The organism is Marinomonas gallaica (assembly GCF_049821165.1).
GTDB classification, from domain to species: Bacteria; Pseudomonadota; Gammaproteobacteria; order Pseudomonadales; family Marinomonadaceae; genus Marinomonas; species Marinomonas gallaica.
In genome coordinates this window covers 3,614,870-3,627,460 of record NZ_CP187511.1, presented here as the reverse complement: position 1 = coordinate 3,627,460, position 12,591 = coordinate 3,614,870, and the positions used below count along the sequence as shown (strand labels likewise).

Annotated in this window: 13 protein-coding genes; 10 read left to right on the top strand and 3 right to left on the bottom strand. The window is 45.0% G+C overall.

The window, feature by feature from the left end; all coding sequences use genetic code 11:
- Positions 1–9 precede the first annotated feature (9 nt).
- Positions 10–1,386, top strand: coding sequence for a class II fumarate hydratase (locus ACPUEK_RS17190; protein ID WP_425641591.1), 1,377 nt, complete (start codon positions 10–12; stop codon positions 1,384–1,386).
- 94 nt (positions 1,387–1,480) lie between these two features.
- On the opposite strand, the gene ACPUEK_RS17185 is transcribed toward ACPUEK_RS17190, so the two are convergent.
- From ACPUEK_RS17185 to ACPUEK_RS17175, 3 genes are all read right to left on the bottom strand, one after another.
- Positions 1,481–2,830: a PepSY-associated TM helix domain-containing protein gene (locus ACPUEK_RS17185; protein ID WP_425641590.1), complete on the bottom strand. Its 1,350-nt coding sequence runs from the start codon at positions 2,828–2,830 to the stop codon at positions 1,481–1,483.
- A 58-nt stretch (positions 2,831–2,888) separates the two neighbouring features.
- The gene (locus ACPUEK_RS17180) at positions 2,889–3,278 is read right to left on the bottom strand and encodes a DUF2946 family protein (protein WP_425641588.1); all 390 of its coding nucleotides are present in this window, start codon (positions 3,276–3,278) and stop codon (positions 2,889–2,891) included.
- A gap of 90 nt (positions 3,279–3,368) precedes the next feature.
- The gene (locus tag ACPUEK_RS17175; protein ID WP_425641587.1) at positions 3,369–3,638 is read right to left on the bottom strand and encodes a DUF3820 family protein; all 270 of its coding nucleotides are present in this window, start codon (positions 3,636–3,638) and stop codon (positions 3,369–3,371) included.
- Between the two features lie 143 nt (positions 3,639–3,781).
- Here ACPUEK_RS17175 and ACPUEK_RS17170 point away from each other — a divergent pair, with 143 nt between their 5' ends.
- The 9 genes from ACPUEK_RS17170 to ACPUEK_RS17130 all read left to right on the top strand — a co-directional run bounded on the left by ACPUEK_RS17170 (position 3,782) and on the right by ACPUEK_RS17130 (position 12,530).
- Positions 3,782–4,804, top strand: a complete 1,023-nt coding sequence (locus ACPUEK_RS17170) for an IS110 family transposase (RefSeq protein ID WP_425641586.1) — start codon at positions 3,782–3,784, stop codon at positions 4,802–4,804.
- A 1,219-nt stretch (positions 4,805–6,023) separates the two neighbouring features.
- Positions 6,024–6,590 (top strand): hypothetical protein, encoded by a 567-nt coding sequence (locus ACPUEK_RS17165; RefSeq protein ID WP_425641584.1) that lies wholly within the window; start codon positions 6,024–6,026, stop codon positions 6,588–6,590.
- Positions 6,591–6,662: 72 nt separating this feature from the next.
- Positions 6,663–7,427: an NYN domain-containing protein gene (locus tag ACPUEK_RS17160; protein WP_425641583.1), complete on the top strand. Its 765-nt coding sequence runs from the start codon at positions 6,663–6,665 to the stop codon at positions 7,425–7,427.
- A 27-nt stretch (positions 7,428–7,454) separates the two neighbouring features.
- A complete protein-coding gene (locus ACPUEK_RS17155) occupies positions 7,455–8,018 on the top strand; it encodes a sugar O-acetyltransferase (protein WP_425641582.1) in 564 nt (187 codons plus the stop codon).
- A gap of 147 nt (positions 8,019–8,165) precedes the next feature.
- The gene (locus tag ACPUEK_RS17150) at positions 8,166–8,552 is read left to right on the top strand and encodes a VOC family protein (RefSeq protein WP_067216393.1); all 387 of its coding nucleotides are present in this window, start codon (positions 8,166–8,168) and stop codon (positions 8,550–8,552) included.
- A gap of 57 nt (positions 8,553–8,609) precedes the next feature.
- Positions 8,610–8,927, top strand: coding sequence for an antibiotic biosynthesis monooxygenase family protein (locus ACPUEK_RS17145; protein WP_067216389.1), 318 nt, complete (start codon positions 8,610–8,612; stop codon positions 8,925–8,927).
- Between the two features lie 242 nt (positions 8,928–9,169).
- Positions 9,170–10,300: a paraquat-inducible protein A gene (locus ACPUEK_RS17140; RefSeq protein WP_082866105.1), complete on the top strand. Its 1,131-nt coding sequence runs from the start codon at positions 9,170–9,172 to the stop codon at positions 10,298–10,300.
- The gene (pqiB, locus tag ACPUEK_RS17135; protein ID WP_425641581.1) at positions 10,297–11,952 is read left to right on the top strand and encodes an intermembrane transport protein PqiB; all 1,656 of its coding nucleotides are present in this window, start codon (positions 10,297–10,299) and stop codon (positions 11,950–11,952) included. Before ACPUEK_RS17140 ends, pqiB begins: the two co-directional genes overlap by 4 nt.
- Positions 11,949–12,530 carry a PqiC family protein gene (locus tag ACPUEK_RS17130; RefSeq protein ID WP_425641579.1) on the top strand — a complete coding sequence of 194 codons (582 nt, stop codon included), beginning with the start codon at positions 11,949–11,951 and terminating at the stop codon, positions 12,528–12,530. The genes pqiB and ACPUEK_RS17130 overlap by 4 nt, the downstream gene beginning before the upstream one ends.
- Positions 12,531–12,591: the final 61 nt, after the last annotated feature.

Genomic DNA, 12,591 nt, shown 5'->3' with positions numbered 1-12,591 from the left:
AGTTAACCAATGAACACCAGAATTGAAGCCGATAGCATGGGCGAATTAAACGTCCCTGAAAGTGCGCTATATGGCGCACAGACTCAGCGAGCAATTAATAATTTTCCTGTAAGCGGGCAATCACTTCCAGAACCTTTTATTCGAGCACTGGTACAACTGAAACAGGCTGCGGCCCGTGCCAACCAATCTTTAGATTGTATTACTGTAGAAATGTCATCGGCGATCGATGAGGCTTGTAGCGAACTGTTGCAGCAACCCAATCTAATGCAGCATTTTCCTGTTGATGTGTTTCAAACGGGTTCTGGAACCAGCTCCAATATGAACGCCAATGAAGTTATTGCCACACTTGCTAGCCGCAAGCTGGGTGACAAAGTGGGGCCGAACGACCATGTGAACTTTGGTCAAAGTAGTAATGATATTATTCCCAGTGCGATACATGCGAGTGCCGCTATTGAGGTTAGCAAACGCTTACTTCCGGCATTACGCCATTTACAAAGTGAGATACACACAAAGGGTCAAGCACTGAAAGGTTACACCAAAACGGGCCGTACCCACTTAATGGATGCGATGCCGGTGCGCTTTGATCAAACCTTTAATGGCTGGGCGGCGCAGCTGCAAGACAACATTGATAATCTAAATGCCTTACTCCCTAAAGTCACTAAGCTGGCTCAAGGGGGCACCGCCGTTGGTACAGGAATCAACGCCCATCCAGATTTTTCGACCAAAATTTGTCAAGAACTGTCTGCCATTACCGAAGTGACGTTTTCACCTGCAGACGATTACTTTGCTCTAATTGGTTCGCAAGATACCGCCGTAGCGTTATCAGGAGCATTAAAAACGATCGCTGTCACCTACATGAAAATCGCTAACGATTTACGTTGGATGAATTCAGGTCCGCTCGCAGGACTAGGGGAGATCACTCTTGAAGCACTTCAACCAGGGTCATCCATCATGCCCGGTAAAGTAAACCCCGTTATTCCTGAAGCCACAGCCATGGTGGCTGCGCAAGTGATGGGCAACGATGCCACCATCACGGTTGCAGGGCAATCGGGCAACTTTGAATTAAATGTCATGCTTCCAGTGATCGCCAGCAACCTATTAAGTAGCATTCAGTTACTAACCAATAGTGGGCACTTACTTGCAGATAAAGCCATTGCCACTTTGACCGTAAATGAAGATAAGTTAAATGAAGCGCTGGCTAAAAACCCAATCTTAGTCACTGCATTGAACCCGATCATTGGCTATGCAAAAGCTGCAGAAATCGCCAAAAAAGCGTATCAAGAAAAACGTCCAGTGATCGATGTCGCAGCGCAAGAAACGGAACTAAGCCATGAAGAGCTTGAAGGTTTATTAGATCCCGCCAAACTGACGAAAGGTGGTTTATAAGCCACTCTATTGCTAGACAAACCGAGTCGGCCCCATCAAGGAAGATGGCATGGACTGGGAGAACTTTCTCCCAGTCCATTTTTGCTTCAGTAGACTAAGCCCATTTTGCTCGTAGTTTAGGGATAGAGAGTAGAACGAATACATCAACTAGTATGATCACAGCCATGCCGATGGTTGCCATCGGCATCAGTAATGAAATTGGCAGCAGTAACCAAACCGCATGTTGCCAGCGCTTTAGGTTTTTAGGCATTGGGGGCGCAGAAAGATCCACCGCCTTGCTAGGGCGACGCTTCCACCACATCACCACACCAGAGACGCACATGAGAATCACGGCCAAACAGAACACCGTGCAGGCGACTAAGTTCCAAACACCAAACTGTCCCATGTGCAAGGCAATGCCAAAGGCCATGGATTTCGCAAACCAGTTGTAATCCATAAAGCCAACATCAGCGATCACAGAGCCTGAATAACGATCAAGGTGTACGGTTCGATCATCTAACGCATTGTTAATATCGCGTCCCATTGTGCTGGCTGTCGCGGTAAAAACACCTTGTTCCCCACGCGGAAAATGCACTTGGAAGCGAGTGAAGCCCATGTCTTTAGCATCGTTCACCACACGATCTAATGTAATGGTGTGATCACCAAATGCGGATGACTCAGGTAAAGGGGACTGCTCAAGGTTCCAAGGGATTTGCTTCACGCCTTCTGGATTTAAGTCGTTATGCGTCAGCGTTGAAGACACGTTTTTAGCGCTTTGTTCGGTTGGAAACGTGCTCCAGGCTTGAACTAATTTTCCACCCCAGACACTGGCCCAAGATAACCCCGAGATGCTGAAGAAAAGTAAAATAACAGCGATCCAAACACCAGTCACACTGTGCAGGTTGCGCCACATGGAGCGGCCTTTACCACGGACCGTCGTAGCCGCACGCCACTTTGACTGCCCTTTACTTGGCCACCACATGTACACGCCGGTTAGGATCAACAAAATTGTAAAACTGATGGCAATCTCAATTAACCAATCGCCTGTTAAGCCAATCATGAAGGTGCCATGGGTATCGTCAGCCCATGCATAAAGAGAGTGACTGACGGTCAAATCACCCAGTACTTTGCCTTGATAAGGGTCGACAAAAACAGAGCGTGTGTCATCGTCAATTTTCACTTGAAAGCGAGTGGCGTCGGTTGCGGAATCCGACACATAAACGCGTTGGATTTGATCTGCTGGGTATTGATCCGCGACCAACTGATACTGCTGTTCATAGGTCAATGGGGTATTGGTAGCTTGATCAACATAGTACAAATCTGAGTGTTGCATACGCTCAACAATCGGCGCAAACAGCATCATTAAACCAGTGATGGAGAGCATAATTAAAAACGGAGTGACGTATAGACCGGCGAAGAAGTGCCAGCGCCATACAGAGCGGTAAAAGTCCTTAGAACCAAACATTAGAATTCCTGCAACTATTCGGGCATACAAAGTTGATGCCCCGACAATTGTCAGGGCATCATGCTAGTTTTTGATCTTCACTTAACGCAATGAATGCAGGAGGCGCACGGGCTTGAGTGATGCGGATTGGACGTGTTTGTGGTGTTTGAGACGAGTGAGTCGGTTGGTCTACAACTTTTTGATGGATATGGAACGCCAGTGCGGTGGTGGCGGTGTCCATAAAGAAATGCGTACAGGGACAAGAATGGGAACTGCTATGCTGACTCGCTTGAGAGTCTTGTTGTGTCTCTTGCTGTAGGTCGGACGCGTAAACAAAATAGGTCTCGACACCTTGAGTGGTACAAAGCTCGATCCGTTGCACACCTGACTGACCAATACCGTTCACCAGCGGTACAGCAAAGTACGCCAGCCAGCAGAGGATCAAGAAAAAGTGAGTGCGTTGTTTCACAGTCAGCCGCTTTGTAAAATAAAAAGTGGCGTGACTTTACTGAAACTTTAAGCAAGCGACAAGCTAAAAATGCTTATTTAGCGACATGCGTCAGTCTAAATCATCGAAACGAATTTGTACTTTTGGCTGCTTCGATTGCTGGGCTTCAGACAGCTTTAGCGGCTCAACGATCTTTTCCAAACCGTTAATCTTCACCTCCAACGCCAGCTGTAACCAACGGCCTAACTTACCCTCCGGCCAACCTTTATGGTTAAACCAAAGTAAATATTCCTCGGGTAAATCCACGATCAAACGCCCCTCGTACTTCCCGAATGGCATCTTCTGACGCGCAATATCCAGCAAATCTTGTTTCTCAATCATAACCCAAACCACTCCCTAACAAGCCGCAAATACTACCACACAAACCCCTGTACGAAATGAGATGGACCCGCCCTCCTAACTATGTGCCATGCTTAATGTGCAAACCAAGCAAACCGGCATTTAAGTTAAAAGGAGCGAGTCCTATGAAAAATATTAGCATCCTAGGCATTGATTTGGCGAAACATGTTTTCCAATTACATGGCGTTAATAAAAGTGGTAAAGCTGTTTTAAAGAAACGCTTAAACAGGTCAGAGCTAAAAGAGTTCGTTGCTAACCTTCCAGCATGTTTGATTGCCATGGAGGCCTGCAGTGGCTCTCATGCTTGGGCTCGAATGTTCGAAAAAATGGGGCATAAAGTTAAAGTTATCTCTCCCCAGTATGTGAAGCCTTTTGTTCAGGTTCACAAAAATGACATGCGGGATGCAGCAGCGATTGCAATGGCTGCATCACACCAAGGTGTTCCCTCGGTCATGGTTAAAAGTGAAGAGCAGCTTGATCTGCAAGCGATTCATAGAGTGCGAGAACGCTTAGTACGTGAGAAAACAGCGATTAGTAATGAACTGAGAGGCATATTGGCTGACATGGGCGTCATTATCCCAACAGGTCATGCCAGCATTCGTGTACTGCTACCTAGCATTCTAGAAGATGCAGAGCAGCCAATTACTTACCAAGGTAGACAGTTGCTATCTGATCTGAGGGAGCAGTGGTTAGAGACGGAAGCACACATACACCGATATGACGTCATGCTTCAAACCTATGTGAAAGAGAATGAAGACTGTAAAAAGCTATTAGAAATTCCAGGCATCGGTCCAATCAATGCTTCGTTACTTCTATGTTATGCAGGAGACGCAAAGCGTTTTGCCAGTGCCAGACATTTTGCCGCATCACTAGGCTTAGTTCCAAAGCAGGCTTCTAGTGGTGGTAAAGAGCGCCTACTTGGAATTAGTAAGCGCGGAAATAAACATGTTAGAAAGCAATTGGTACATGGAGCACGATCTGCTTATCGGGTTTTGTTAAAAGAAGAATCCAGTGGACGTTTAAGCGACTGGGCAAAACGAATGAAAGATAGCGGCAAACACGTTAATAAGATAGTCGTGGCTCTGGCCAACAAAATGGCTCGTATCGTGTGGTGCTTAAAGAAACGAATTATCAGCGTTAGACGTTAAAACCGTACTACATTAGACAATCCAAAGAAGTTAAACAGGCACACCCAAAGCGTTGCGCAGACTATTAAGACAAAACAGATAAAATCGGCTCATTTATCCTAAGCAGCGAGGTGGCTCTTAGAAGCCGAGTAGGAAATTAGGAAAATGGGAGCACATCTCTTTATGGCCGAGCAGATATGCTCAATAAAAGTAGGCCGAATATAAGCGTGCAACTTTACTCTGTCTTATCGAAATAGCTTGCAACAGTCGGGCGGGTCCATATAACCTCGCTGCGCGAGGGATTAAGCATCCCAAATTAATTCTAGTAGGAGCGCACTCCGTGCCGCGACCTGTAAGACCTCGCTGCGCGAGGGAAGCGTACGACCCGATTCCATCGGGGATAACCCCAGCCTGCATTGATGCTCAATCCCATGGCATTTAATTCGCTTGAGCTATGTCTTATGCTTCGACCTGGTGTTTATTTAAAGAGCGCACGAATCAAACGCATGGAATATCGCCAATAAGCTAAGGCAGAAAAGCCCTTGTACGACCTCGCTGCGCGAGGGATTAAGCATCCCAAATTAATTCTAGTAGGAGCGCACTCCGTGCCGCGACCTGTAAGACCTCGCAGAGCGAGGGAGCCGTACGACCCGATTCCATCGGGGATCAATCTCGCCACACCGAAATAAATCATCAATGTGCCGAAGCTATCCAGCTTCGGCACATCAACCTGCATTGTCCATGGCATTTAATTCGCTTGCGCTATGTCTCATGCTTCGACGCGTCAGCACGAATCAAACGCATGGGAATGAGCCAACAGCCTCGCCGTGCGAGGGACTAACTACAGCCGATTGAATTACCAAGGGGCTTTACGCCTTTTTGCTCAGTAAAAAGTGACAGAACGGCTTCGCGTCATGCTGCTATGGAACAATAGCGGTTAGCGCTTAGTGAGATCAGAGTATAAAAAAGATTAGGTTAAAAGGCCTGAGGGAATCGCTTGCCTCTCTGGTCAAATCACGCTACAAAAAGGTACATTATGAACCAACATAGCGGCGATCAAAGACGATCTGAAGCGGCATAGTCCAAACAGACATTGGTATTAAGCGAGTTATTTAACAGGGAAGTCCCACCATGAAAAAAGCAAATGCCCTATATAGACAACGCAGCCGTTCAACTGTGGGTTATAGCCGCAGCTGCGCTGCTGTATAACCCTTAATTGTTATGTTTCAAAGGGAGTCCAATGGATATAGATCACCAAAAACTAGCACAGAAAGTCATTGAGCTTTCTGGAGGAAAAGACGCACTGAATGCGGAAATGGATCGTAAGCTCTCGCTAATAAACGAAAAATGGAATCAAGATATAGATGCTATCGGAAGAATTTTAAGATCACATCTTTTCGTTGAGCACTTTCTTACAGAGTATCTTATTGCGCTAAACCCAAATCTTGGTGATTTGAAAGGTGCGCGTTTAACCTTTTCCCAAAAACTATCTCTTGTAGAAAATCATTCTAATGAAACCAAAGAATTAGCGAGTGGCATTAAAAGGTTAAATACAATTCGTAATCAATTAGCACATCGATTGGAAGCCAAAGTAACTGACCAAGATAAAGAGTCGCTGCTATCACTTCATTCATTTCGTTATCTCCGAGAGGCATTAGCAAAACCTAATGCTCCAAGTTCTGATAACTTAGTAGTTTTAGAGGACTTTGCTAAACATGTAGGTTCTCGTTTGGCATCATTAGCTGATCCCGAAGATTTATCAGCAAGAATATCTCAAGCTATGTGTGAATTGGCAATTGAAACATAACAAACAAATCATGGCCGACGCGCAAACAGCGCGCGCCGCATATTCAAAGCGTTAAGTTGCAAGGAGGCATCCGTGAAGGATAAAGAAAAAATAGCAGTATTCATTGATGCAGATAACGCGCCAGCTATAAAAATAGATAAGGTGCTGTCTGAGTTGGCTCGTCATGGAGTAGTCAATATTCGAAAGGCATATGGAAACTGGAAAAATCAGAATTTGAAGCCGTGGGAAGATGTTCTTCACGAATTTGCAATTCAGCCGATTCAACAGTTTGATCTTACTAAAGGTAAGAATGCCACAGATATGGCATTAGTAATTGATGTAATGGATGTCCTTTATACAAAAGATATTGACGTTATTTGCCTAGTATCATCCGATTGCGATTTTACTCCACTGGTAACTCGCTCATTGGCTGATGGTAAGTTCGTGATTGGTTTTGGTGAACGGAAGGCACCATTAGCATTCGTAAATAGTTGCTCTCGCTTCCTTTATCTAGACGAAGACTCCGAAAAAGAATTTCCCATCCAAAAGCAAGCTAAAAATATTAAAAGTGACACTAAGCTAATAAACTTGCTGAGACAGGCAATTGAAGCAGTAGAAGAGGATAATGGTTGGGCGAAGCTAGGTCCAATAGGCACCCACATTTCTAATCACGCTTCCTTTGATCAGCGCAACTATGGCTTTAAGAAGTTGAGCGATTTGTTTCAAGCTATTGACCTTTTTGAGATGAAGAAAACAAACGGCTCAGTCTTGTGGGTTCGAGATAAAAAGAAGGCAAAGCTACTTAACAAGTCAAGGCAAGGTACGCAGCAAAGCAGCGCCCTGCTTGAAACGTTATAAGCATGTTGCTTTTGGAGTCTAAGTTCAATGTCTGAAAAAGAAAAAATGTCAGCAGGTAGGCTTTATGATCCAAGTGATGAAGAGTTATTAAAGCTTAGATTGAGCGCTAGGTTGTTAACTGAAGCGTTAAATACTATGTCTGTTGAGTATCATCAAAAGCGCGTTGAGATAGTGAAGCATTTATTTGGCTCTACAGGTAACACTATCCACATTGAGTCTTCTTTCAATTGTGACTACGGTTTTAACATTCATGTTGGTGATAATTTCTACGCTAATTTCGGCTGTGTAATTTTAGATGCTGCCCAAGTAACGTTTGGTGAGAATTGTTTACTTGCACCTCAAGTTGGAATTTATACTGCGACACACCCTTTAGACCCAACCGAGAGGAGCAGTGGTTTAGAGTTAGCAAAGCCAATCACTATAGGTGACAATTGTTGGGTTGGTGGTCATGCAGTTATCAATCCTGGCGTCACCCTTGGCAACAATGTGGTGGTAGCCTCTGGTGCAGTGGTAACGAAGAGTTTTGGAGACAACGTCGTTATTGCTGGTAACCCAGCGAAAGTGTTAAAAGAAATCATTGCTGAGCCATAATTACGCATAACAGACATTTAAGAGTGATTCTCAATACTTAGCATTTTCCATTTTATTGTTGGGCTTTGTGTTTACGATGGTATGGTTAAGCTCCGCATTGGATGCTCACCACTTAAGCGTGTTAGACGATAAAAGGGTTTATACAGTATGCAAGTAAATAGAATTGATCATCTAGTTCTCACTGTAAAAAATATTGATGTGACCGTTCAATTTTATACTTCTGTTATGGGAATGAAGGCAATTGAGTTCGGCGAAGGCCGCAAGGCATTAAGTTTCGGTCAGCAAAAAATCAATCTTCATCAATTAGGAAATGAATTTGAGCCCAAGGCATTAAATGTTAAGGCGGGTTCAGAAGATTTATGCTTTATCATAGATACGCCTATCACTGATGCAATAAAAGACATTGAGCGTAACGGTGTTAAAGTGATCGAAGGCCCAGTTTCGAGAACAGGTGCTTTAGGTACAATTCATTCGGCATACTTCAGGGACCCTGACGGAAATCTAATTGAGGTCTCTAATTATGCGGTCGTGTAATAAGGGCGAGTAATTGACTCACCACTGTGGGCTGCGTTAATCCCTAAAGGAGTAAAGATGTCTCTCATCGCTAACACACCGAAACCGCCGTACTACGCGGTGATTTTTACATCTCACAGAACGGATGATGGTAACGGTTACAACCAAATGGCGGATCGAATGGTTGAGTTAGCGTCAAAGCAGCCCGGTTTTCTAGGGATAGAGTCTGCGCGAGAAGAGGTCGGGATTACCGTATCGTACTGGTCTGATCTTGAGTCCATTAAACAGTGGAAAGCCAATGCCGAGCACCTAGTTGCCCAAAGGCTGGGTCATGACAAGTGGTATTCATCGTTTAAAACACGAATATCAAAAGTAGAGCGTGACTACGGCATCTAACACACGAATTAATACGACTGAATAGGCTCGTCTGCAGTCATTAGCCGTCATTCTTAATCTTTCCCATATCGTTTCTAAAGCCGTGATTTAGGCGTCTCATCCACGCAACACAGGTGTATTAAGAGCTTGATTGAATGTGTCTTTAAAAAGGAGGTCATGGCAATGGCGGCGTGCTATGGCTATAACACGCTTTTTTTGGCTTAATGAAGGCTCTGAAATTGGGTTTAGGATAATTGCATTTTATGATGCAGCACGCGGATGACTGTAGGTCAGTGACATGTCGCCATTGTGGTTTACACACTTTGGTACCTGTTCTGTCACCTAAACAAAAAGCCCATTGCCCACGTTGTGATCATACTCTGACGGTTTTATCGGCAAACTGGGTCGATAAGATTTTAGCGTTAAGCCTTTCTGCGTTGTTTTTGTTAGTTCTATCTCTAAGCTTTTCTTTTTTATCGTTTGATATTAATGGCATGAAAACGTCCATCACCTTAGCATCGGTGGTGGCATCTTTGGCTGATCAGGCTTATTTGGGGTTGGCGGTGTTGATTTTCACTGTCTGTATTATCTTGCCTGCAGGCGTTATTTCTATGCTGTTATTCTGGATGCTGGCCATTAAGTTTGGGTTAGGGGTTCGTGCGGCACAAACACAGGTCAAGCTGTGCTTTGCTTTTCTAAAATGGTGTATGCCCGAAGTCTTTATCGTCAGTGCCTTAGTCAGTATGATCAAGTTAGTGACCATTGCCGAAGTTGAGTTAGGCCCTGCCTTTTATTTTTACGGCGCCTTTATCGTTATGTTTATGCTGGTGTTGCAGCTATTGGATCGTCATCAACTTGAGTTGGCATTGCTGCAGCGAGCATCATCAGAGCCCAAGCCATTACAGTCGCAACAGAGCTTGCAGTGGACCTGGGCATTGCTTGCTACGTCAGTACTTTTGTACCTTCCGGCGAACCTGTTGCCGATTATGACCACTCGGTTTTTAGGTGAGGATTCTCCTTCAACCATTGTCGCGGGTGTGATCACACTTTGGCAAAATCAATCTTACTTTATCGCGATCGTGATCTTTGTGGCGAGTGTGCTAGTGCCTATCTTTAAAATTTTGGCGTTAGCGTACTTAAGTTATTCAGTGCGTGCTCCTTATGTGTATAACGCAAAGCAGCGTTATCTTCTTTATCGAGTGACGGAATTTATGGGACGTTGGTCGATGCTTGATGTCTTTGTAGTGGCTATTTTGGCCGGATTAGTGCAATTAGGAAGTACCATGAGTGTGTATCCAGGCCCTGCTGTGGTGGCCTTTTGCGCTGTAGTAGTATTGACCATGATGGCAGCAATGTCATTTGATAGCAGAATGTTGTGGGATGAACAATCATGAGTGATTCGCAGAAAAGCGGTGGCGATAAAGCAGCAACAGCGGTTGTAAAAAGTACGCAGAAAATCTCAAAAATATGGCTAATCCCATTGGTTACCTTGCTGTTCGGTGGCTGGTTTATTTATCAAGATATTCAGCGCCAAGGGGTGTCCATTGAGATTGAGTTTGATACGGCGTCAGGCCTTGAAGAAGGAAAAACTAAAGTCAAAATACGCGATGTTGTGATGGGGCGAGTGGAGCAGATCCGTTTAAGTGATGATTCATCGAGCGTGCTTGTAACAGCAAAGCTGAATGAAGACGCAGATAAGTTTCTACGCTCAGACACACGCTTTTGGGTAGTTTCTCCTAAAGTGTCTTTACGGGAAATTTCTGGTCTGCAAACCTTGGTGTCAGGTGCTTATATTGATATGTCTCCGGGTATAGAAGGCGAGCCAAAACGAGCGTTTAAAGCATTACAAGAGCCGCCTGTGACGCCGATTGGTACCCCAGGATTGCGTGTGTATATGGAGAGTGAACAGACGTTTACAGCGCAGGTCGGAGACCCTATGGTGTATCGAGGTTTATCGGTCGGGCGAATTGAAACGGTAGAATATGACTTAGAGGCGCAGCAGGCTAAATACAGTGCTTTTATTGAAGCGCCGTTTGATCAATTGATTACCTCAAACACACGCTTTTGGAATTCCAGTGGCATCGAGGTAGAGCTCGGCGCCGACGGTGTGGGCTTAACCACATCCAGCCTTGAGTCACTTTTAATTGGCGGGATTACCTTTGATGAACCCAAGGGGATGCCAGCGGGTGAGCCTTTGAAACAAGACACTGTCTTCAAAATTTATTCTTCTAAAAAGAGCGCTGAGTCCCACCGTTATTCAGAAAAAGTGTATTACATTCTGATGATGGAAAGCTCTGTCAGGGGATTGGAAGAAGGCGCCCCTGTGGAGTATCGAGGCTTGCAGATAGGTCAAGTCGAAGAGATTAACTTTGAGCTTAAGGACATGGCGCGTTCGTTAAGTGCCGAAGCGTATAAGATTCCAGTATTGATTTCGGTGCAACCTGCATTGGTCAATTTAGGTGATAGCCAAGCAGGTAAAGAGCTGATCTCAAAGCAAATCTCTGCTTGGGTAGGGCGCGGTCTTAGGGCTTCTCTTAAAACAGGCAACCTGTTAACGGGGGCCGTGTTTGTAGACTTGCAACATTACGAGAATTTGCCCGATCAGAGCTTAGGGCGTATGCAGGGCTTTGCTGTCATTCCTACGGTACCTGATCAGATCGTCCAGTTTGCCGATCAGCTCAATACCACTTTGGATAAGATCAATTCTTTACCGATTAACGGCATGGCGCAGGACTTACGAACGCTACTTCAAGACCTAGCCAGCAGCACCAAAGCGTTTAACGCAACCAGTAGTTCGCTGACTACTAAGCTTGATGAGCTGGATATGCAAGGTATTAATGGGACGCTTAACAGTCTAAATGCGTTGTTGTCTTCGCTAGCAGCAGATGATCAGGGCTTGTCGTCTGTCAATCAAACGATGGTGGAGGTTCAAGAAGCGATTCGCGAGTTGAAGCCGCTGTTACAAAAAATGAATAGCGCGCCAAACAGTCTTATTTTCAAAAGCCAAGTAGCGCCTGATATTGAGCCACGAGGAGTAAATCGATGAAAATTGTAATAGGGCTGCTAAGTGCTCTGTTGTTAAGTGGCTGCGCGACGACAACCTTGGAGCTGCCGAAGTACTATGTATTGAGCGGGGCACCCAGTACAAGTGCGGTTCAGGATGAGCTTTCGACTCAGGTAACGCTTGATAACATCGCGTTGGCGGATTACTTGCGAACCTCTAATATGGTGTTGCAGGTGTCCGATCATGAATTGTTTTTTTCTACCAATCATCTTTGGGCGGAGCCGCTCAAAGTAGGGATTGAAAAAGCGTTATCTCGACATGTTTCGTTAACGACCGTGGGTGAAACCTCCCCAATACACTTAGACCTAGTGATCGATTACTTTCATGTCATTGACCAAGACTCGGTCATTTTAGCGGGTGACTTTGCTTTAAAGGAGGATGGCAAGCCCCTTAAGAAGCAGCGTTTCTCATTAAGTGAACCGCTTAACCGCTCGGGCTATCACTACTCAGTTTCCGTTATGTCCGAGTTAGTGGATCGTTTGGGAAGTGATATCAGTAAACAGATAGAAGAATACAAAAGCGCCAGCATCGGTGGGTCCACGGTCATTGGTAGCCAATGAAAAATAGGTTTTTTAGGGTTTAAGAGAGCACTAGTCATCCATTTGCAATAGTTGCTATGCC